General features: G+C 39.4%; 20 protein-coding genes and 2 tRNA genes. 15 read left to right on the top strand and 7 right to left on the bottom strand.

Annotated elements, in window-relative coordinates:
- Nucleotides 1-109: 109 nt before the first annotated feature.
- The 5 genes from A379_RS03585 (at nucleotide 110) to A379_RS03565 (ending at nucleotide 3,971) form a co-directional block, all read left to right on the top strand.
- On the top strand, nucleotides 110-595 hold the full coding sequence (locus A379_RS03585; protein ID WP_040725808.1) for a hypothetical protein: 486 nt from the start codon (nucleotides 110-112) through the stop codon (nucleotides 593-595).
- A 69-nt stretch (nucleotides 596-664) separates the two neighbouring features.
- Complete coding sequence (locus A379_RS03580) at nucleotides 665-1,432, top strand: hypothetical protein (protein ID WP_040725807.1); 768 nt, start codon at nucleotides 665-667, stop codon at nucleotides 1,430-1,432.
- Between the two features lie 199 nt (nucleotides 1,433-1,631).
- Complete coding sequence (locus A379_RS03575; protein WP_040725805.1) at nucleotides 1,632-2,210, top strand: hypothetical protein; 579 nt, start codon at nucleotides 1,632-1,634, stop codon at nucleotides 2,208-2,210.
- Between the two features lie 37 nt (nucleotides 2,211-2,247).
- On the top strand, nucleotides 2,248-3,276 hold the full coding sequence (locus A379_RS03570) for a hypothetical protein (protein ID WP_040725803.1): 1,029 nt from the start codon (nucleotides 2,248-2,250) through the stop codon (nucleotides 3,274-3,276).
- Nucleotides 3,277-3,350: 74 nt separating this feature from the next.
- A complete protein-coding gene (locus A379_RS03565; protein ID WP_040725802.1) occupies nucleotides 3,351-3,971 on the top strand; it encodes a LysE family translocator in 621 nt (206 codons plus the stop codon).
- Nucleotides 3,972-4,086: 115 nt separating this feature from the next.
- On the opposite strand, the gene A379_RS03560 is transcribed toward A379_RS03565, so the two are convergent.
- From A379_RS03560 to A379_RS03545, 4 genes are all read right to left on the bottom strand, one after another.
- The gene (locus A379_RS03560) at nucleotides 4,087-4,647 is read right to left on the bottom strand and encodes a DUF1415 domain-containing protein (protein WP_040725800.1); all 561 of its coding nucleotides are present in this window, start codon (nucleotides 4,645-4,647) and stop codon (nucleotides 4,087-4,089) included.
- 29 nt (nucleotides 4,648-4,676) lie between these two features.
- A complete protein-coding gene (locus tag A379_RS03555; protein WP_051144983.1) occupies nucleotides 4,677-5,531 on the bottom strand; it encodes a DUF5718 family protein in 855 nt (284 codons plus the stop codon).
- Nucleotides 5,532-5,537: 6 nt separating this feature from the next.
- Nucleotides 5,538-6,089 carry a cytochrome b gene (locus A379_RS03550; RefSeq protein WP_040725797.1) on the bottom strand — a complete coding sequence of 184 codons (552 nt, stop codon included), beginning with the start codon at nucleotides 6,087-6,089 and terminating at the stop codon, nucleotides 5,538-5,540.
- Nucleotides 6,090-6,157: 68 nt separating this feature from the next.
- Nucleotides 6,158-7,021 (bottom strand): tetratricopeptide repeat protein, encoded by an 864-nt coding sequence (locus A379_RS03545; RefSeq protein ID WP_040725795.1) that lies wholly within the window; start codon nucleotides 7,019-7,021, stop codon nucleotides 6,158-6,160.
- Between the two features lie 224 nt (nucleotides 7,022-7,245).
- Between A379_RS03545 and A379_RS03540 the strand changes: the two genes are divergently transcribed.
- Nucleotides 7,246-9,390, top strand: coding sequence for a diguanylate cyclase (locus A379_RS03540; RefSeq protein ID WP_040725794.1), 2,145 nt, complete (start codon nucleotides 7,246-7,248; stop codon nucleotides 9,388-9,390).
- 11 nt (nucleotides 9,391-9,401) lie between these two features.
- Here A379_RS03540 and mutS read toward each other — a convergent pair whose 3' ends face one another.
- Nucleotides 9,402-12,011, bottom strand: a complete 2,610-nt coding sequence (mutS, locus tag A379_RS03535) for a DNA mismatch repair protein MutS (RefSeq protein WP_040725792.1) — start codon at nucleotides 12,009-12,011, stop codon at nucleotides 9,402-9,404.
- Between the two features lie 165 nt (nucleotides 12,012-12,176).
- On the opposite strand from mutS, the gene A379_RS03530 reads away from it, so the two are divergent.
- The 9 genes from A379_RS03530 (at nucleotide 12,177) to A379_RS03490 (ending at nucleotide 20,590) form a co-directional block, all read left to right on the top strand.
- On the top strand, nucleotides 12,177-12,659 hold the full coding sequence (locus A379_RS03530) for a CinA family protein (RefSeq protein ID WP_040725791.1): 483 nt from the start codon (nucleotides 12,177-12,179) through the stop codon (nucleotides 12,657-12,659).
- Nucleotides 12,660-13,179: 520 nt separating this feature from the next.
- The gene (gene recA / locus A379_RS03525) at nucleotides 13,180-14,211 is read left to right on the top strand and encodes a recombinase RecA (RefSeq protein WP_040725790.1); all 1,032 of its coding nucleotides are present in this window, start codon (nucleotides 13,180-13,182) and stop codon (nucleotides 14,209-14,211) included.
- 52 nt (nucleotides 14,212-14,263) lie between these two features.
- Nucleotides 14,264-14,875, top strand: coding sequence for a regulatory protein RecX (locus A379_RS03520; RefSeq protein WP_040725786.1), 612 nt, complete (start codon nucleotides 14,264-14,266; stop codon nucleotides 14,873-14,875).
- Nucleotides 14,876-14,937: 62 nt separating this feature from the next.
- Nucleotides 14,938-17,529, top strand: a complete 2,592-nt coding sequence (gene alaS / locus A379_RS03515; protein ID WP_040725783.1) for an alanine--tRNA ligase — start codon at nucleotides 14,938-14,940, stop codon at nucleotides 17,527-17,529.
- A gap of 48 nt (nucleotides 17,530-17,577) precedes the next feature.
- A complete protein-coding gene (locus A379_RS03510; protein ID WP_040725781.1) occupies nucleotides 17,578-18,804 on the top strand; it encodes an aspartate kinase in 1,227 nt (408 codons plus the stop codon).
- A gap of 188 nt (nucleotides 18,805-18,992) precedes the next feature.
- Nucleotides 18,993-19,193 (top strand): carbon storage regulator CsrA, encoded by a 201-nt coding sequence (gene csrA, locus A379_RS03505; RefSeq protein ID WP_040725779.1) that lies wholly within the window; start codon nucleotides 18,993-18,995, stop codon nucleotides 19,191-19,193.
- A gap of 157 nt (nucleotides 19,194-19,350) precedes the next feature.
- Nucleotides 19,351-19,443, top strand: a tRNA-Ser gene (locus A379_RS03500).
- Nucleotides 19,444-19,522: 79 nt separating this feature from the next.
- Nucleotides 19,523-19,599, top strand: a tRNA-Arg gene (locus A379_RS03495).
- Between the two features lie 175 nt (nucleotides 19,600-19,774).
- On the top strand, nucleotides 19,775-20,590 hold the full coding sequence (locus A379_RS03490) for a hypothetical protein (protein ID WP_051144982.1): 816 nt from the start codon (nucleotides 19,775-19,777) through the stop codon (nucleotides 20,588-20,590).
- Between the two features lie 92 nt (nucleotides 20,591-20,682).
- Here the strand turns inward: A379_RS03490 and trpS are convergent, their stop codons facing one another.
- Nucleotides 20,683-21,693, bottom strand: coding sequence for a tryptophan--tRNA ligase (gene trpS, locus A379_RS03485; RefSeq protein ID WP_040725778.1), 1,011 nt, complete (start codon nucleotides 21,691-21,693; stop codon nucleotides 20,683-20,685).
- Nucleotides 21,694-21,790: 97 nt separating this feature from the next.
- Nucleotides 21,791-22,237: an isoprenylcysteine carboxylmethyltransferase family protein gene (locus tag A379_RS03480; protein ID WP_051144981.1), complete on the bottom strand. Its 447-nt coding sequence runs from the start codon at nucleotides 22,235-22,237 to the stop codon at nucleotides 21,791-21,793.
- Nucleotides 22,238-22,344: the final 107 nt, after the last annotated feature.

Genomic DNA, 22,344 nt, shown 5'->3' with positions numbered 1-22,344 from the left:
CAAAACAGCAGGCCTAGCCAATACAAAGTCAAAACAACTCAAAAAGCATCTCAATACAAAATAACAAGGCAATAGTAAATGTTAGCTTTTATAAGGTAGTAGTAAAAACATGGAAATTTTGGTATCAATATCTTCTTTAATAATTGCGTTATGTGCATTAGTTTTTACTATTTGGCAAACATACATTCAGCGTGCACACAATCGCCTAAGTGTAAAACCACATCTCTTCACATTTACTACAAAAGACAGAAATAACAATCTAGCCCGCCTGCAAGTGTTATTAAAAAACAATGGATTAGGTCCAGCATTCATAAATAAATTTCAAATCTATTATAAAGGCCAAGAATGTGAACCTGATGCAGCTATTAATGCTGCTCTAGGGGAATGGGCAAAGAACTCAATAAGAACTATTCTAGGTGAAGAATACGCAATGTCTGAAAAGGAATCCGAAGTATTATTGTCAGTAACATTTCCCGCAGAATCGGATGAAGTCGTTGAAAGCATTGAAAAGAAAATTGATCAATTAGACTTGATAATCGAATATTCATCAGCTTATGAAAAAATGGAAACATATGATAGTCGTAAAAACAGCTAACAATTCACTTAACCCGACCGCGCTAACGCACGGCTGGTTAGCTTAAACGTTAACTATTTGAGTAATTAAATGACAAGTTTTGTATGGGAAAGAGAACCTAGTGAGGCTTTTTCCGAGCCATATGAATATGGCGGTCAAGAACAATTTTCTAGAGAAGCACAGGCTGTTTTAGAAGACTTGAAGTTTCACTACTCTAAGTTAAACCATAGTTTTTCACGAGAAGACAAATCCGTTGAAAAAGCTGTATGGTTATTACAAGTAGACTCGCTAAGTGCTTTATACGAAGGATTAATGCTTATTGGTGAAAAACGACATCGTATAGCATCCCGTCTGTTTCGTGATGTAATTGAAACTATGGATGCATCTTTGTATTTTTCTCAGGCTGGATTAAAATCTCGAACAAATTTAGAAAAATGGTACAAAGATGAAGTTATACCTCATCGGGTCTGTCGAGAGTTTATTAAAAAGCACCAAGGCGAAGATAAGTTTGAAAGACTACGTTCAGTGTATCGTGATTTGAGTAAGTACACACACCGGACTTATAGGGCTTTACTTATGAGCTACATGCTCGGTAAAGATGATAACTTGGCCTATGATGGCTTTAGGAAATATGACACCGATTACGCATTACCACATGTCATTTCATTTTCCTATGCTGTGTTAGGAATGCTAATAAAGAGATTTGTTGAGTTTTCAATAATTACAAATCAAATAACTGTCGATGAAGCAAAGGAAATTTGGAGAAATTGTCTTGAACCTGAAACTGTTCCTAGAAGGTTTGGGTCTGGCTCTGGTCAAATTATGCGGGGGCCGCCAACTAAAATCGACTTCAGTTAACAACTCACTCAACCCGACCGTGCTAAGACGCGGCGGGTCAGCTTAACGGGGTGGCGATAATAAATTGGCTAGTGAGGCCGCCTGCGGCAGCCTAACAAGCCAATCAACCTGACGTGTTCCATGCCCCAAAAATTAAAATTTTTAGCGCGCGAAGCCATGCAGGTTATCGCCCCCCCCCGTTATGCCTTAAAGGATTTAAATGGATTTTGAAACAATTTTAAAAGTTGTATTTGGGTTAATTTCATCACTAGGAACAGTTGCTTTAGTTTTCTTTAACATTGGACAAACTAGAAAGCTCAAGGCTGAACTTTTAGAAAAATTTGAAGATGCTTTAGCCAAAGATAGAGTTCATGCCGTTACGGAGTTGTTCAGGTTAATTCATGGCCTAAGAATGAACTATCAAGATATTAAAAAACTTGTAAACAATGATGAATGTTCGAAGATAATTTACTCTTTAAAAAGAACACCAGGGTTAGTTTCATACACAAATGGTGAATTCAAATATACAAAAATTGCTAAAAATAAAACCTTTAAAATTTTCGACAGATGGCTCACCAGGCTATCCATCATCTTTTTTAGTTTTATGGCTATACTCTCTTGGGCTTTGTTTGCTTTTGGTGACAAAGGTATTTCAATCACAGGCTTTGTTTTCCTGGTACTTAGTTCTGTATTTCTTGCTTTCCAAATTAAAGAACAATCATATGACCAAATGGTCAAAAACCTTGTCGAGCCAGAGCATAACAAAACACTACAGCCGACCGCTAAAAGTGGCGGCTGAGCTCAAACGTTAGTTGGTTTCAATATAGAGGGTATTTATGGATGTAACAAAGAAAAGATTAGAGGATGCTGCTACTGAAAAAATTATTTCTTCTGAGCAGGCCGAGACTCTTTATAGGTATTTGATTGCTCAAGATCAAGATGTGCCTAAATTTACATTTACCCATGTACTTTACTATTTGGGTGGGTTGATTGCTATTGGAGCGATGACTCTTTTTATGAATTTGGGCTGGGAGGCATTTGGGGGTGTTGGTATATTTTTCATTTCTATTCTTTATGCTGTTATTGGCTTAAAACTCACCAATATTTTCTTGGCTAAGAATCTAAACATTCCTGCGGGTATTAGCGCGACATTTGTGGTTTGTTTGTCCCCGTTAGCAATTTATGGCCTTCAGCAGTGGTTGGGTGTTTGGCCTGGTGAGAGTGTGTATAGGGATTATCATAGATACATAAAGTGGCATTGGCTTTATATGGAGCTAGGCACATTAGCTGTTGGGGTTATTATTGCTTGGAGGTACAAGTTTCCATTTTTGATTATGCCTATTGCAGTAACCCTTTGGTATATGTCTATGGATATTACAGCGATGATTTCAGGTGGTGATATTGCATGGGAATTGAGAAAATTGGTCTCGTTATATACGGGGTTGTTAATGATAGGTTTGGCTTTTTGGGTTGATATAAGGTCATACAAAAAGGCGGATTATGCTTTTTGGATTTATATCTTTGGTGTTATTGCTTTCTGGGGCGGTTTATCTTCTTTGCACTCTGATAGTGAGTTGTCTAAATTTATGTATTTCTGCATTAACCTGCTTATGATTGGTGTAGGTGTATTGTTAATACGTAGAGTTTTTGTGGTTTTTGGTGCTATTGGCAGCTGTGGCTATCTAGGTTATTTAGCATCTGATGTATTTAGAGACAGTTGGCTATTTCCCGTTGCATTAAGTGCTATTGGACTTGGTATTGTTTATTTAGGAGTTCTTTGGCAGAAGCATGAGCAAACTATCACTAAAAAGTTGCGTTCATTACTGCCAGTTACGTTACGAGAACTGTTAGAGGCAAAAGCATAAAATTGCATCTAACTATCTGGTTAATTATAACGGTCGCTAGTAGCTAGTTTATAAATGTTGGGTTAATAAAAATAATGAGCATTATTGATATTATTGCACTATTCGGCGCCATGCTTGCACTTGCAGTTTTACCCAGTGCAAGTGTTGCTTTGGTGGTTACACGTTCGGCTATATTAGGCGTGGCGGACGGTATTGCGGTAACTGCTGGTATTATATTGGGCGATTTAGTATTTATCTTGCTTGCTATTTTTAGCTTATCGGTTGTGGCGGAAACAATGAGTGGTTTATTTGTGATTGTGAAATATCTTGGTGCCGCATATCTTCTTTGGCTTGGCTATAACCTAATCACTTACAAAGGCACGAGCACACTAACAGTAGATAAAACGGTAAAAAAACAAAATATAGTTACAAGTTTTATTGCTGGTTTTGTTTTGACACTGGGCGATGTTAAAGCAATTATTTTTTACGCAAGCTTATTACCTGTATTTGTTAATCTGTCAACGCTACAAACTTCAGATGTCTTAATTATAATCTCTGTCATGATTATCAGCCTTGGTAGTGTAAAGATTCTATATGTGTTCTCAGCCGCTAAAATTGTTACCCTTACAACAAGCAAAAATATAGATAAGTTGGCTAGAAAAACAGCAGGGTGTTTTATGTTAGGAGCGGGCGGGTACTTAATTGCTAAAACCTAACAAGCGCATAAATAAGAGCCGTTTTACAGCTCAAGTTGGCTATTAAAAAACAGTTAAAAACAAAACAACCCTATGCTCACAAAATTTAGATGGTCACAGGGCATGCCAGGCCTGGTTACTTTGAAAATAGGTAAGGAAACAAAGCCACTTTTTGTTGTTGGCTTAAACCACACACGGTTTCTATATTGTGTTCTGGAATGAGTTCTGGATTTGGGTAGTGTTCTATCGCTTTTTCTAGGCTGGCTTCACGCAATAGATGCAATATTGGGTAGGGGGCTCGGTTGGTTAGGTTTTCGTCATCTTCTGGCTCGGTGCCGCCAAATTGATAGTTTGGGTGAAAGGTGGCTACTTGAAAAATTCCTTGCCATTCGTTGTCTTCAATTAAGGCATCAACGTATTCTAAAAAGTCATTGTAGTCGTAAAAATCGCCCAGCATATTGGGCACAATCAGTAACGTGGTTTCAATGTGTTCAGGTTTGCTTTCAGCCAGTAAGTTAAGCTCGGTTTGCAGGTCTTCTAAAAGATTTGCATCACTGGTGCTTTGTGAAACGGATAGACGTATTTGATTATCTCTAAAAGGTTTTGAGGCAAACGGGCAAAGGTTTAATCCAATCACAACCTTGTCTAACCATTGATTAACGGAATCTAAAATAGCTTGGTTTTCTTGGTTAGACATGGGGTTTCCTGTTTTTTGATAGAGATTTGTTAAACGATTTTTTGCTGCAATATTGAGCTGTTTGTAAGCTCGGTTTTTTGACCCGTTAAATGTGCAAAAACATCCTCGGCACTGTTTTGTGAGGCATCATACACATAAATGGCCACTTCATCACCAGGTTGTAAAAACACCGTTTCGCCAAACTCGGTATAGGTTGTTGCCCCTAAACTGATGATGATGTTTTTAGGGTAACCCGATTGTTGCAATATTTGATGTAGGTTTTCTAAAGGGCCTGAATCTTGTTGATGATTAAGCTTTTCAATCATCCAGTCTTTAAGCAATTTATGAAAATAAGAGTAGGTCAGTACAGAACTGTCTTTTCCATAAGTGTGTATTTGACCATCACGTTTTAAAAATGAGGCGATATGGAAGTTGTCTAATTCACAGCCTTTTTCAAAACGTTCTAGAGCGATAAAGTTTTGCGAAACGCCTTTAGTTGACGCACCCCAATTTTTCTTTTCACTGATTTTTTTAGCCCCAGGTTTTCGAATAGAACAATCGTTAAAGGCGGCAAACGCTTTAGGGGTGAGTTGGGTTACTTTGCCGTCGTCATAACTGACATTAAACACAATGCACACTTCAGGTTCGGCCTGTAAATGTGCATTATCGTCTAGATTTTTAGGGTAGTGAATTTCGGTTGAAGAGAGTGGATATGCACCAATTTGTTTATTTGACCCTGTTACATAATAGGGAAAAATGCCTTTGGGTGCGTTAGTGGAAGCGGTTTGTACATTCACAAAATCTGGGGTTTCTCCAGCTTGTTCTAAATGGCCAGCAAAGTTACCAGCCACGCCAAAACCAACCATTTTCTGTAGGTCTGATTTATTAATGGAATAATGACTCATAGCGGTTTATTTTTCTTCTTTGTTTTTACCTAGCATACGTAATAGCGTTGCGTCTTTATAAACTAAATGATGTTTTAATGCGCCTGCAACGTGCAGTAGGATGATGGCAATAAGCAGAGTGCCTGCGGTGCCGTGAATTTCTTCAGCGATTTCATGGATCATCTCGTTTTCACCTATTAAAACGGGTAGGGTAAATAGGTTAAAGAAAGCCACATCATGTCCACCTGTTGTTGACATAATCCAACCTGAAATTGGCATCATAATCATGGCTAAGTAAAGAATACCTTTTACCGCATGGCCAAGAATATGTTCAAACTTATTTTTTGACAATTGTTCAGGGTTAGGGCTGATTTTTAACCAAACTAAACGTAACATCATCAGCATAAATAAGCCAATACCGAGCGATTTATGTAGGTCATATAATGCAAATTTATCAGGCCCTTTTTCCATCTCATGCATATACATTCCCAATGCAATTAGACCAATAAATAAAAAGGCACTGAGCCAGTGGTTAGCGCGAGAGACTACGCCGTAGTTGAGTTCTGTATTTTTTAGCATGGTTATAATCCTTTTTTAATCAAATAAATAAGCTTTGATTTTAAATTTAAGGGGGTGAATGGTGAATGTTAATACAATAAACTTTGAAATTTTCTTCGGTACATTGTAACTAATTCAGGGGCTTTTGCAGTAAGCATTTCAAAGGCTTTAATTATGGACTTTTGCGGTAAACCGTCTTCAAAAGTACGGTCAATACTAAAGAGTTTTAATAGAGTTTGTAACGCATTTTCTGCCTGACCATTTAACATTAACAGGCCTGCTAAAAAGTGCAGTGATGTGCAGTCATTTGGGTTTTCTGCCAGGGTTGCTTGCAGGGTTTGTATATCTGGCGAGTTGGCGATAGCTTCAGAAAAATACAAAATACCGTCTAGCTCTTTACCTTTTGGGTCTTTTTGCGCTTCTTCAGGTAGTTTGTAAAACAGATTTTTAGCGTTTTCTAAATGGCCTGTATGTAAATACATTTGCACTAAATCTAAATGAATTTGAAAGTTATTGGCGTTAAGTTTAGAGGCTTCACCTAACATCTGTACGGCTTGATCAAACTCGCCATTGGCAAACGCTTGGTTTGCTTGTTTGCGCATCACTTCAGAAGGGTCGTCTTGAATAAAGTTATTGAGCATGGAACGGTAAGCGTCTTCCGTCAATAAGCCTTCGTACTCAGTGGCGATATCGCCATTTTTAATAAGTTTATAAAACGGTGGGTTGGGAGAGCCCAGTTTTGCGACTAAATCGGTTTGTTGTCCTGCATTGATTTTGGCCAAAATAAACTTACCTGCAAATTCGTGAGCGAGCTTTTCTAATATGGTATTTGCCAACTTACTTTGTTCATTAAGTGGCGACCAAAAACTCATCAGTACAGGTAAGCGTTTTGAGTTTTGCATCACCATTTCTTGAACATTGTTTAATGTAATATCAACAATCATTGCTTGCATGGTATTGCTTCCTTTTGGGGTGTTTGAGTACTTAAACTTTAAATTATAGGCTGACTTTGAAGATGGGCATTATAGTGTAAAAACGCCTAGGATAATATGGTGCTTAGGTGTGCTTATAGAAACTACTTATTTGTGCAGATAGGTGGATAAGTTAAAATTATCTTTTTTGTGATTTTACAATCATGGTGAACCATTACAGAGTGAATAACTTCTAAAGGCTGTTTATGTCGGAATTGAATGAAAAAGAGTTACGCACAAATTATATAAAGCGCTACGCTTTAGCTCTTTTTTTGATTGCCACACTTTCTACGTTAGCTTTTACAGGGTTAATTCTGGCATTAAAAGATGCTGATAATTCGGCCTTTTTGGTCAATATATCGGGTAAACAGCGTATGTTAAGTCAAACGATTGCACTGGATGCATACCGAATCTGTGAGTTGAAACAGCAATTAAACGGTAAATATCAACAAGGCGTTGCCCAAAAGATAAGTATTATTGGCAGTCGTTTAACTAGGCATATTAATGAAATGTCACTGGCTAATCAGCAGCTATCAACAGGCCGATTTATAAACCAGCCCCATGTCGAAGTGTCTGATGAGCTGACAGAACTCTATTTTGGGGCTCGGCAATTGGCTCAACAAGTTGATGAGTATTTGGCGTTAGCAACGCAAATTGTGCCACTCAAATCAAATGCAGAAAATCGGGATAAGTTAAATCATTTGAGTGAGATATCTTTGTCGCTGGTTGTTGATTTGGATAAGGCAGTGAGAATCTACCAGAAAGAAGGGGAGCAAAAACTACACAATGTAAAAATGGTGGAGTCTTTTGTTTGGCTCATTACGATTATGGTATTGCTTTTTGAAGTGATATTTATCTTCCAGCCACTGGTTAGGAAAGTGGCCAGTTTTGCAACAAAAATGAAAAACTATACCCGTGAACTTGAATATCAAGTTGAGTCTCGTACTTTAAAGCTTGAAAAGCTTAACCAGAGCTTAATTGATTTAGCCTACCATGATGCATTAACAGGTTTGCAAAACCGTTTGAATCTAGAGCAAGACATTGAACGGATTACTCAACAGTATGAAAAATATAGAACGCCTTTTGCTGTTTTGATGATTGATATTGATTGGTTTAAAGCGGTCAATGATTCATATGGTCATGATGCAGGTGATTTTGTTTTAAAAGAGGTTGCAGGCTTGTTGTTAGGCTCCGTTCGTCAAAAGGATTACGTATACAGAGCTGGCGGAGAGGAGTTTGTTATATTATTTGAAAGCCTCTCTTTGGAGGAGGCTCAGCAAAAAGCCGAAGAGGTTCGTCGAAAGGTTGAAAATCATGCCTTTACATACAATGAAATTCAAATCAAAAAAACAGTCAGTATTGGAGTGTATCACTCTGATCTAGCACCCGCCAAGAATGTGAAATTTATTTTAAAGGTTGTGGACGATGCGCTTTATCGAAGTAAGGCGGTTGGCAGAAATCGTGTAAGTGTATGCCAAAAAAGTGCTACCGCTCCTTTGAAACCCTCTGAAGATCGAGAGAGCAAAGTTGTTTTTATGCGTTTTGATCAAGAGAGTTTCACAGGTGTTAACCTGAGTAAGGAGCTGCAAAAAACCGATAAATGTATTCAGCCGTACTATGTCAGTGAAAATGTCTCTACGTTGATGGGTGTGCAAGCACATAGATTAATTGATGGCGAACACTGTGTTAGAGATTTTTTACATCCAGATGATTTTGATATCGTTGAAAAATTTGCTCAAACAGTGCAACAGCTGCCTGAAATGAGTAATGAGTATTGTCAGAAAACCCTTTTGTGGCATAGCAGCTTTAGAATTTTAAATATGGTTGGAGATGTGAAAATCACGCATTTAGATGTGTATTTTGTACCTAATAAAAATCCATCTTTAATTGGTTCGCTAGAAGCCGCCTTATGCGAAAGCCAAGATGTTCACACCTCATTTGGGGATGCGCTAATGGTTTATAACTTTCACGCCATGCTAGAAAACACCAATGATTTTATCTATTTTAAAGACCAGTACCACGTTTTTACCGCAGCGAGCAAAACCTTAGTAAAGATAACGAATGTCAAGAATCGAGCCGAATTGGTTGGTAAAACGGATTATGATGTCTTTCCAAAAGAGTATGCAGATAAATACTTTAAGCTAGAAAAGCAGATCTTTAATAGAGAGGGTCAGATGGCTCAAGAGCTTCAGCCAATCTTAGATGAGGATGGCAATCAAGGGTGGGTGGATAACCGTACATACCCCATTAAGGATCAAGATGACAACATCATTGGATTATTTGGTATTGCTCGCATTATTTCAGATGAAGAGAAACAAGCTGGGCTCGATCCCTCTACAACTGAACAATAACAGATGTTGGACTATGTTTTTTTGTTGAGAAGTTCTTTAAGTTGATAAATTTGCTCCAATGCCATACGTGGTGTGAGTTCATTTGGATTTATTTGCTCAAGCTGTTCTTGTAGTTTTTCTAAGATTGGATTAGGTTGATAGCTAAACATATCAAATTGTTGTATTGGCTCGGCAGCTTGCGAGGGTTGTGCGGTTGCTTTTTGATTAACCGCTTGGTTTTCCAGCTGGCTTAAATGTTGTTGCGCCAGCTGTATGACATTTTGTGGTACACCCGCTAAAGCGGCAACTTGTAAACCATAACTTTGTGAGGCAGGGCCATCTTGTACTTGGTGTAAAAATACAATTGTGTCTTGATGCTCAATAGCATCTAAATGTACGTTAACCGTGTTTTCAAACTGTTCAGCAAGCGTAGTTAATTCAAAATAATGGGTGGCAAACAAACAGAAACCTTTAACGTTTTGAGCCAGGTGTTCTGCAATGGCCCACGCCAATGCTAAACCATCAAAGGTTGAGGTTCCACGGCCAACTTCATCCATTAAAATGAGTGAGTTTTCAGTTGCGTGATGCAAAATGTTGGCGGTTTCGGTCATCTCAACCATAAAGGTAGAGCGGCCAGAGGTTAAGTCATCGGATGCGCCAATTCGGGTAAAAATTCGGTCAATTGGCCCAAGTTCTGCATGGTCTGCAGGTACGTAACTGCCCATAAACGCCATTAAGGTAATTAACGCCGTTTGGCGCATATAGGTCGATTTACCGCCCATATTTGGCCCAGTAATTATGTGTAATTGGCGTTCATCGTTAAATAACGCATCGTTAGGAATAAAGGGGTTATTTGACACCGCTTCAACCGTTAAATGACGACCTTGCTCAATGACCAGGCCTGGTAAATCGGTTAAAACAGGGCGCGTTAAATTTAAACGTTCAGCTTGTTGCGCTAAATTGACTAACACATCTAATTCTGACAATGCACTGGCACAAGCTTGCAGTTGAGCCAGTTGTGTATTTAATGTTTCTAGCAGTTCTTGGTAGAGCCATTTTTCTCGTGTTAATGCCTTTTCACCCGCACTTAAAATCTTGTCTTCAAAGGTTTTAAGCTCTGGAATAATATAACGCTCCTGGCCTTTTAAGGTTTGTCTGCGAATATAGTCGGCTGGTACTTGGTCACTATGCAGCTTGCTTATTTCTATGTAGTAACCGTGTACGCGGTTATAGCCCACTTTTAAACCTTGAATACCCGAACGCTCTTTTTCACGCTGTTCTAAAGCCAGTAAATAATCGCCAGCTTCATTTTTTAAGTTACGCAATTCATCCAACTCGGCATCAAAACCAGGGGCAATCACGCCGCCATCACGAATTAACATCGGTGGGTTTTCTACTAAAGCTTTATCCAGTAATTCAGATAGTTCTGGAAAAGTGCTCATGCGTTGAGCCAGTTCGCTCAGTTTTGCGGAATCTTGTAAATGCTTTAATTGCGATTGAAATTCTGGCAGAGCATTCAGCGTACGGCCAATATGCAAGCAATCACGCGGGCGGGCAGAACGTAATGCAACACGGCTTAAAATACGCTCCATATCGCCCACTTGTTTTAGGGTTGTGCGTAAATCGTCGTCTTGATGTTTGGCAAGTATGATTTCAATGGCGTCTAAACGCTGATTAATAATATCGCGATTACGTAAAGGTTGGTTAAGCCAGCGTTTTAATAAACGGCTACCCATTGCAGTGGCGGTATTGTCTAAAATGGCGGCCAGGGTATTATTGGCGCCACCGCTTAAATTGGTATCTATTTCTAAATTACGGCGGCTAATGGCGTCTAACACCAAGGTATCGGTGGTTTGGTAACTGTGTAAGCTAGAGATATAAGTTAAATCGCTTTGCAACATGCTTTGTGCGTAATGCAAAATAACGCCAGAAGCACTGATTGAAGCAGGGTGATTATTGCATCCATACGCCACTAAATCTTGAGTTTTAAAATGGCTAATTAAGCGTTTACGACAACTGGCTACATCAAAATGCCAGCTTGGGTATCTTACCAGGCCTGGTAAAGCTAAAATATTCTCTGGCAGTTGTTCTCTAAAATGGTCGTCATCGGGTACTAATAGCTCTGAAGGTTTTAGGCGTTCAACTTCGGATAATAATTGATTCATCGATTCTAGCTGCGCCGTTTCAAAACGACCGCTTGATACTTCTAAATAAGCAATGCCATAAAATTGTTCTTGTTGGGTAATGGTAACCAATAAGTTTTCATGTCTGTCTTCTAATAACGCTTCTTCAACCAAAGTACCTGGCGTAATAACCCGCACCACTTTACGTTCCACGGGCCCTTTACTGGTGGCAGGGTCGCCGACCTGTTCACAAATGGCGACCGACTCACCTAATTTAACCAGCTTGGCTAAATACCCTTCTGCCGAATGATGCGGAATACCTGCCATAGGAATAGGGTCACCGCCTGATTTTCCACGAGCGGTAAGGGTAATTTCTAAGAGTTCTGAGGCTTTTTTAGCATCATCAAAAAACAATTCATAAAAATCGCCCATTCGGTAAAACAAAAGGTGATTAGGGTGCTGTTCTTTAATGGCCAAAAACTGTTGCATCATTGGCGTGTGCGTTGTGGGTTTCGTCATAATCGATTCTTGGAGTCAGTCTTTTTGAATTTTAATAGCAATTAAAAAGAGGTATGCTATGGCTTATTAATTAGGTATGCAAGCGCATTGTCGTAAGCATTGCAAAATCGAATTAATAGTTTTAGCTGTTTTACGACGAATTTCCGCATAATTAGGAGCAAGAAAGTGACGTTTGAAATATTGGTTTCTCAAGTAGGGCAGGCTTTAGTTGAACATGATGCTATGGTGGTCACGGCAGAGTCTTGTACTGGTGGAATGATTGCTGAAGCGCTAACCTCAATTGGTGGGAGTACGGCTTGGTTTGACCGAGCTTATATTACCTATAGCTATGAATCTAAACGCGAAATGCTGGGTGTTAAAGAGATTACTATCCAGAAAAAAGGTGCCGTGAGCCAAGAGTGTGTTGAGGAGATGGCATTGGGTGCCTTACAGCAGTCTCATGCAAAAGTGAGTGTGGCCTGTAGTGGTATTGCAGGCCCGACTGGAGGCTCGCCAGATAAGCCTGTGGGTACGGTTTGGTTAGCGTGGGCTGTGCAAGGTCAGGAGGATGTGGTTTCACAGCAGTGTCATTTTGATGGAGACCGCCAGGCGGTGCGCGAGCAAACCACAGAAGCGGCCTTAATGGGAATTATGAAATTACTTAATTAAGTTTTTATCAGTCAAAAAGCTTAAATAACGGTAAGTTTAAAGTTTGCTTGTTTTTATGAGGCAAAAACAAGCAATTATCTGATTTTATATGCTCTTGTTTGACTAGGATTTATAATCAAATTATGGGATAATTTCGAGTTAAAAATTACCTCGGTAATAATGACAAGGTTTTTTTAAGCTGAACGGTTGAGTAAATCGAGATTTTCTCCCTGGCTAATATGATTAAGAATTTGCTAAACCTTTGTTTTGACCAACGATTTTGTTTTTTTAATGAGTCTAACTTGTTGTAAAGAATAAAGGTTTGGCAAGCAAGGGTTTTTTATTGGAAAGCAGAAAGTCTATTTTTAAGAATATAAAATGCGATGTGTTTTCATTGAGTTGTTAGAGATTCGTTAATGAAAGCATGAAAAACAAACCCTAACAAGTACCGTTTTGGTTTGATTAATACAATCGAATGATATAGAACAACCCCAAAAGATACATTAGATCCACCGCCGAAACCAAAAAGGAAAAGCACTAAATGGATGAGAATAAACAAAAAGCACTGACAGCGGCACTAGGCCAAATTGAAAAGCAATTTGGTAAAGGTTCAATCATGCGTATGGGTGATAGCACTGTGCCTCGTGATATTGAAGCGGTTTCGACAGGTTCTTTAGGGCTTGATATGGCGTTGGGTATAGGCGGTTTGCCAAAAGGGCGTGTTGTTGAAATTTATGGTCCAGAGTCATCAGGTAAAACCACGCTAACGCTACATGTTATTGCAGAGATGCAAAAAGCGGGTGGAACGGCGGCCTTTATTGATGCGGAGCACGCTTTAGATCCAATCTATGCAGAAAAACTAGGTGTGGATGTGGATAACCTATTGGTTTCTCAGCCTGATACAGGTGAGCAGGCATTAGAAATTACCGATTCTTTGGTGCGTTCTGGTGCGGTTGATGTTGTGGTGGTTGACTCGGTTGCGGCCTTAACACCAAAAGCAGAAATTGAAGGTGATATGGGGGATTCTCATATGGGTCTTCAAGCGCGTTTAATGTCTCAAGCGTTGCGTAAATTAACAGCTAATATTAAACGTACTAACACCTTAGTGATTTTCATTAACCAAATTCGTATGAAAATTGGTGTGATGTTTGGTAACCCAGAAACCACAACGGGTGGTAATGCACTTAAATTTTACGCCTCAGTTCGTTTAGATATTCGTCGTATTGGTGCAATCAAAAAAGGCGATGAAATTTTAGGTAACGAAACTCGCGTTAAAGTTGTTAAAAACAAAGTTTCACCACCGTTTAAACAAGTGGAGTTTGATATTCTGTATGGTCAAGGTATTTCACGTGAAGGTGAGATTATTGATTTAGGTGTTAAAGAAAAACTGATTGAAAAGTCAGGTTCTTGGTATGCCTATAATGGTGCCAAAATTGGCCAGGGTAAAGACAATGTACGCCAGTACTTAATTGATAATCCAGAGATTGCCGCAGAGTTAATGGATAAAATTAAAGTAGCGACCATGCCGCAACCTAAAGCTAAGGCTGCTGATATTGAAGAAGCCGCTGAGTAATTTTCTTGCTTAATATTTTGCTTAGCCTTTTCCTTAATCTCTAGGAGATAACTTGAAAAGTGCAGAAGAATTTTTAGCTGAATTAAATATGAAATCAGGAGCGGACTTAGGTATAGAGCCTAGTCCGCATTCGCCTTTTAGGGAATCAGATTCCTTAACGCCTCAAGTTAAAACGCTTGATGAGTTAGCGAAAAAAATTGAAGCCAAAGCGGTGGCTTTGCTTGCTATGCGAGAGCATGGTTCTAAAGAGTTAAAACAGAAGTTATTAACTAAAATACCAGAAACACCTGAGTTGTTAGCCGAATATGCAGAACAACCAGGCCTGGTAGGTTTATTGGTGACGGATGTATTGAAACTTTGCCAAGAGAATAACTGGCAAAGTGATGAGCGTTATGTTGAACAAGCTGTACGTAATTACGTTAATAAAGGGCATGGCCCGCAAAAAATTAGGCAAAAATTACAGCAAACTTGTTATGACAATAGCCTGATTTCAGCCGCTTTAGATTGGGATGAGTCAGACTGGGTTGAACTGGCTCAACAAGCATTAGAAAAAAAATACGGCGATTGCAAAAAGCCAACAGAACAAAAAGAACAAGCAAAGCGTATGCGTTTTTTACAAAGCCGCGGTTTTGCTCAAAGTACAATTTGGAAAGCGTTTCGTTAAAACGTTTTTAGGTTGCACTTACAAAACTAACAGAATTTATTATATTTAAGGTTATTTTCACTATGACGAGTGCTGAACTTAGAAAAGCTTTTCTAGATTATTTCGTTAAGCAAAATCATACTGCGGTCCATTCAAGTCCAGTTGTACCTGGTAACGATCCTACATTGTTATTCACCAATGCTGGAATGGTTCAGTTTAAAGAGACATTTCTTGGTCAAGAGCAACGTGACTACACGCGTGCAACCAGTGTACAGCGTTGTATTCGTGCTGGTGGTAAACACAATGACTTAGAAAACGTCGGTTACACGGCACGTCACCATACCTTCTTTGAAATGTTGGGTAACTTCAGTTTTGGTGATTACTTTAAACAAGAAGCGATTAAGTTTGCTTGGGATTTTTTAACCAAGGAGCTGAAGTTACCAGAAGAAAAACTCTGGGTAACGGTGTTTGATGAAGATGATGAAACCGCTGATATTTGGTTAAAAGAGATGGGTATTAGCTCACAACGTTTCTCACGTTGTGGTGCAAAAGATAACTTTTGGCAAATGGGCGACACTGGCCCTTGTGGCCCTTGTACCGAAATCTTTTATGATCACGGTGCCGATGTGGCGGGTGGACCTCCTGGTTCGCCAGATGAAGATGGTGACCGTTATATTGAAATCTGGAACCTGGTGTTTATGCAGTTTGACCGTGCGTCAGACGGCACCTTAACGCCTTTACCTAAGCCTTCAGTGGATACAGGTATGGGGTTGGAACGTTTGGCGGCGGTTATGCAGGATGTCCATAACAACTACGATATTGACCTGTTTCAAGCGATTGTGAAACAAGCTGCTAAATTAACCAATCAAACCGATTTAACCAATAACTCGTTACGAGTGATCGCCGACCATATTCGTTCTTGTGCTTTTACAATTGTGGATGGAGTTTTACCTTCAAATGAAGGGCGTGGTTATGTGTTACGTCGTATTATTCGTCGTGCCATTCGTCACGGTTATAAGTTAGGGATGAACGATGCGTTCTTCTATAAATTAGTGCCTGTATTGGTTGAGCAGATGGGTGACGCTTACCCTGAATTGGCAAAAGAACAAGCCAATGTTGAACGTGCTTTGAAGTTAGAAGAAGAGCGTTTTGCGGAAACACTTGAAAATGGCATGAAGTTATTAGAAGAGTATATTGCCACTATGGATGGTAAGTCTATTGCTGGTGAGATTGCTTTCAAACTTTACGATACTTATGGCTTCCCATTAGATTTAACCGCGGATGTTGCTCGTGAAAAAGGTTTAACGGTTGATGAGGCTGGTTTTGAAAAATCGATGGAAGCTCAGCGTGAACGTGCTCGTTCGGCAAGTAACTTTGGTACGCAATCAGCAGGCAAAATTGACTACTCTGGTGAAACCCAATTTTTGGGCTATAACCATGATGATTCAGACTCAAAAATTGTAGCTATTTTTGTGGATGGTACTTCAGTAGAGAGTATTTCAGAAGGTACAGAGGCCGTTATTATTCTAGACAAAACACCTTTTTACGCAGAGTCGGGTGGTCAAGTTGGTGATACGGGTAGCTTAACTGAAGGCATGAACAGTTTTCATATCGATAGCTGTCAAAAACAAGCTAAGGCTTTCTTACATATGGGTAAAGTGACTGCGGGTTCTATTGCTGTCGGTCAGATTTTACATGCTCAAATAGATGTGGATGGGCGTCGTTCTTCAGAGCGTAACCACTCTGCAACACATTTATTGCACGCCGCATTAAGAACGGTTTTAGGCACACATGTACAGCAGAAAGGCTCTTTGGTAACGCCTGATCGTTTACGTTTTGACTTCTCTCATTTTGAGCCCATCAAACCAGAGCAATTGTTAGAAATTGAAAAGCTAGTCAATAAAAATATCATGCTAAACAATCCTGTTGGCACCAATGAAATGGATATTGAATCGGCTAAAGAGAAAGGTGCTATGGCACTGTTTGGTGAGAAGTATGGCGATGTGGTTCGTGTTGTTGATATGGGCGATTTCTCAGTAGAGCTTTGTGGAGGTACTCACGTTTGTTCTACAGGGCAAATTGGTCCATTCCGCCTGCTTTCTGAAACAGGTATTGCCTCAGGTGTTCGTCGTATTGAAGCGGTAACCGGTGAAGGTGCTTGGGCAGCGATTTATGAAGATGACAAAACGTTATTGAATGTGGCGGCTTCTGTTAAATCTGATAAAAACCAAGTTGAAACGAAAGTGGCTCAATTGGTTGCCGATCATAAAGAGTTAGAAAAACAGTTTAAGCAGTTACAGTCAAAAATGGCTTCATCACAAGGTGATGATTTAGCGAATCAAGCCGTGAAAGTGGGTGAGGTGAATATCCTTGCTGCTCAGCTAGAAGGCGCGGATGTAAATACACTTCGTGAAACACTGGATAAGCTAAAAGACAAATTAGCCCCTGCGGCTATTGTTCTGGCTGCTGTGGATGGTGAAAAAGTCTCTTTAGTGGCTGGTGTTTCTAAGGAAGCGACGGGAACGTTTAAAGCGGGTGAGCTTGTTAATCATGTGGCACAGCAAGTTGGCGGAAAAGGCGGCGGTCGTCCAGATATGGCCCAAGCGGGTGGTAAAGATCCAAGTAAGCTTGCAGAAGCATTAGCCTCTGTACAGGCCTGGGCGGAATCAAAATAATTATAAATTGCAGAGTCTTTGACTCTTTAAGTAAGTAAAGATAAAAACATGGCATTAATTGTTCAAAAATTTGGCGGTACTTCAGTTGGAAATGTAGAGCGAATCCAGCATGTTGCCAAGCAAGTCGCTAAATCTGTTAGTGAAGGTCATCAAATTGTGGTGGCGGTTTCAGCGATGAGTGGTGAGACCAATCGTTTAACTGCTTTAGCTAAAGAGATGCAGAGTCGTCCATCAAAACGTGAAATGGATGTATTGCTGACAACAGGTGAGCAAGTTACGATTGCGTTATTAAGTATGGCGCTTCAAGACTTAGATTGCCCAGCAGTCTCTTATACGGGATGGCAAGTACCGATTCAAACCGATGACTCTTTCTCTAAAGCTCGAATTGATAAGATTGACGGCACTAAAATTCTAGAACAAGTGAATCAGGGTAAAGTGGTTGTGGTTGCTGGTTTCCAAGGGGTTTCTTTGGAGGGTGATATTACCACTTTAGGCCGTGGTGGTTCAGATACTACGGCTGTTGCCTTAGCGGCGGCTTTAAATGCGGATGAATGCCAAATTTATACCGATGTTGATGGCGTTTACACTACCGATCCACGTGTTGTACCTGAAGCGAAGCGTCTAGATACCGTAACCTACGATGAAATGCTTGAGTTAGCCAGTTTAGGTGCCAAGGTTCTACAGATTCGTTCAGTAGAGTTCGCCAGCAAATACAATGTACCTTTAAGAGTTCTGTCTTCAATGAAAGAAGGTGGGGGGACTCTAATTACCACAGAAGATAAATTTAAGGATAATGATATGGAAAAGCCTCTCATTTCAGGGATTGCATTTAGCCGAGATGAGGCAAAGTTAATGATTTTAGGTGTGCCAGATAAACCTGGTGTGGCTTATCAAATTCTTGGGCCTATTTCTGACGCGAATATTGAAATTGATATGATTATTCAAAACCAAGGTGTAGACGGAACAACCGACTTTACCTTTACGGTTAGCCGTAATGATATGGATGCCGCATTGGAAATCTTGCAAGGTATCTCTTTGACATTAGGTGCTCGCGAAGTAATTTCTGATGACACTATTGTTAAAATTTCAATGGTAGGTGTGGGTATGAAATCACATGCTGGCATTGCCAGTAAGATGTTTAAAACTTTGGCTGATAACAATATCAATATTCAAATGATTGGTACTACTGAGATTAAAATCTCTGTGGTTATTGATGAGCCAAACCTAGAGTTAGCAGTTCAATCTTTACATGAAGCGTTTGAACTGGATAAATAATTCTAACGTCTTGCAATGTTAAGAACCTGCTTTTGCAGGTTTTTTTATGCCTGAATAATTGGATCAAAGGGTGTAGGCTTAGACTTATATTAATAATTACTAATATTAGATGATAAGCATAACTAATTATGCGTAGCCATTGAAACGACTATACTTAATTAACGAACAGATTCATATAGGATGAAGCCATGCTGGTTTTAACTCGAAGGGAGAATGAGTCTCTAATTATTGCCGATAATATCAAATTGACCATACTGTCCGTTAAAGGTGGTCAAGTGCGTGTTGGTATAGATGCGCCCCATGATATTGCCATTCATAGAGAGGAGTTGTTGCTTAACTTGGGTGAAAAAAAACCAGTTGAACCCGAAGATACCCAAGCATCTGCCTGAATATTTTAATGATTGGAAATTCATTCTATTTTATTAAATTTGCTAATCAATTAGTTGAAACCTCTCTAATTTTAGATTCTGTTTTAAATAAATATAAAAAAAACGAATTCAGCGTTTACAACAGGGGGGTAACCTTGTATTATACGCCACAGAAATTGGAGACGTGGCCGAGAGGCTGAAGGCGCTCCCCTGCTAAGGGAGTATAGGGTTTGTAGCTCTATCGAGGGTTCGAATCCCTCCGTCTCCGCCATTTCTACTCGTTGAAATTAAGTATTAAATAAGAGTTGACTCCTAGCAAATTCTCTCTATAATACGCCTCAACAAACAAGGCGCCCGTAGCTCAATTGGATAGAGTACTCGGCTACGAACCGAGCGGTTAGGGGTTCGACTCCCTTCGGGCGCACCATATTTTAAAGGCTTGTAATGAGAAATCATTACAGGCCTTTTTTATTTACGGCATATCTAAACCCCTTCTCTTTATAATTTTTTCTTGTAATTTGCTACACTTAATTTTTAACTAAAATTGTTACCAGGCCTGGTAAGTTTTAAAAAATATTTGAATTAAGGTAAGGTCGCTTATTATGAGACTTCTGTTTTTCTCAACGTTATTATTGTTTGTGTCTTTAGTGCAAGCCCAGCAGGTTTTGTTTGATAGCCATCTGCATTATGGTGGTGAGGATGCGAAGCATTATTCACCTAAGCAAATTATTGAAATCTTTGATCGTAATAAAATTGAATATGCGTTGGTTTCAAGTACACCTAATGATGGGACAGAAGCTTTATATAATTATGCTCCTAAGCGAATTATTCCGTTTTTGGGGTTGTACCGTACACTTGCCGATAAACGCGACTGGATGTGGGATAAAAGTGTTATTCCACGAGTTGAAACAGCGCTAGGTAGTGGAATTTACCGTGGTTTGGGTGAGTTACATATTTTTGCCAAAGATCGCAAAAGCCCTGTGTTAAAACGTATAGTGCAGATTGCCGTTGAGCGTAATTTGATGTTACAGGTGCATGGGGATGCGGAAATTTTGGATGAAATTTTTTCATTAGCACCAAATATAACGGTATTGTGGGCGCATTTAGGAACGAGACCTGAACCAAGCTTTTTGCGTGCAGTATTAAAAAAGCATCCTCAGCATTTATTTATTGATACTTCCGTAAGGGATAAGCAGTTATTGAAAACGGGTGGATTGACGCCTGAGTGGAGAGATCTATTTATTGATTATCAGGATCGTTTTATGGTGGCGGTGGATACATTTAGTGTCAATCGTTGGAATACGTTTGATTTGGTGGTGAAAGATATTCATACTTGGTTGAGTGAGTTGCCACCAGAGGTCTCAAGAAAATTAGCTTTTGAAAATGCCTATAATTTATTAGTCAAAAATAATGAGTAGGGGATTAACCAGGCCTGGTAATTTTATCGGGATTGAAAAAAAGCCCCAATAATTTGGGGCTCGGAATAATGGTTAGCTAGAACGCGTTTGAATTATGGTAAAACAAACCCGATGGCTTCATGCACTGTTTTAAGCGTTCTTTGAGCTTGTTCACGAGCTTGTTCTGCCCCTTTGGCTAAAATCGTGCGTAATTCAGTTTCTTCATTACGAATCTCATGGAAGCGCTTCTGCATGGGTTCTAAATAATCCACAACCAACTCACCTAGTTCAACTTTTAAATGACCATACATTTTGCCTTCAAAGTGTTTTTCTACTTCTGGTATGGTTTTGCCACTAATGACTGAATAAATGGTTAAGAGGTTTGAAACACCAGGTTTGTTTTCTAAATCGTAATGAATTTCTGATCCAGAATCTGTCGTGGCTTTTTTGAACTTTTTAATAATGGTTTTGGGGTCATCTAGCAGGGCTATAAAGTTGCCTTTGTTTTCATCTGACTTTGACATTTTAGAGAGCGGGTCTTGCAGGCTCATAATGCGTCCACCCGAAGTGGTTGGCGGGATAAATGGTTCAGGAATCTTAAAAATTTCTTTTTCAAAACGGTTGTTATAACGTGTCGCTAAATCACGCGTTAACTCCAAGTGTTGCTTTTGATCTGCGCCAACAGGTACCATCTCAGTTTGGTATAGCAAAATATCGGCCGCCATTAATACTGGGTAATCAAATAGGCCTACATTGATATTTTGGGAGTGCTTTTGTGATTTATCTTTAAATTGCGTCATTCGGTTCAGTTCACCCATGTAGGTTGAACAGTTTAACAACCAGGCTAATTCGGCATGTTCTGGAACATGTGACTGGATGAACACTTTACTCTTATTCGGATCGATACCTGATGCAAGGTAGAGAGAGACAAAGTCTAAAGTGCGGTTATAAAGTTCTTTTGGGTCTTGCTCAACGGTGATGGCGTGCATATTTACTAATGAAAAAAGGCAGTCATAATCGTCCTGCATGGTAACCCAATTTTTTATTGAGCCAATATAGTTACCAATCATTAAGTCGCCAGAAGGCTGAATACCACTAAATAGTGTCGGTTTTGAGTTTGTCATTCTTTTAGTATCTTTGTATTAGCGTTATAAAGTGGGCGTTATTTTCGCATTTTATGAGTGTAAACACTAGCGACTAACGGGGTTTGAACGTGAATCTTTATAGGATAAATGGAATCAGTTTTTTGGTTTGTTGTTGATAGATTTGATAATGTGGTAGTTTTTCCACCAATAATGACTCTTCATAGCTGAGCTTAATAAATAGCGTGATAAAAAGAGCTAGGTAAAGAGATAGACCAATCCAGCTTGAATCTAAAACAACTAGTGGCAGAAAGAAAAGCACAATAGAAAAATACATTGGGTGGCGGATAAATCGATAAGGCCCATCGGTGACTAGCTCGATATCAGGCATGGGATCAGGCACAATATTAAAGTGACCTAAGTGCATGGCTTGTATGGCCCATAAGCCAATAAGAATAGCGAGAGCTTCAATAATTAGTACAGCTACATGTAGGCTGAGTGGTAAGTGCAGTAACAGGAGAGCGATTAGGCCAAATTGCATAGCGACTAAGCTAAAAGAAACTAAGGGGTGTTTCATTGTTGTCATTGTTCAATACTCTTGATATCAAGTCATCACTTGAATTGTCTGTTTAGCAACCTACTATTAGGGCAAATATCCTTTTCGATTATTTTTGCAACCCATTGCTTATTTTT

Source organism: Thiomicrorhabdus sp. Kp2 (assembly GCF_000478585.1).
Lineage (GTDB): Bacteria > Pseudomonadota > Gammaproteobacteria > Thiomicrospirales > Thiomicrospiraceae > Thiomicrorhabdus.
This window is presented reverse-complemented; position numbering and strand designations above follow the sequence as displayed.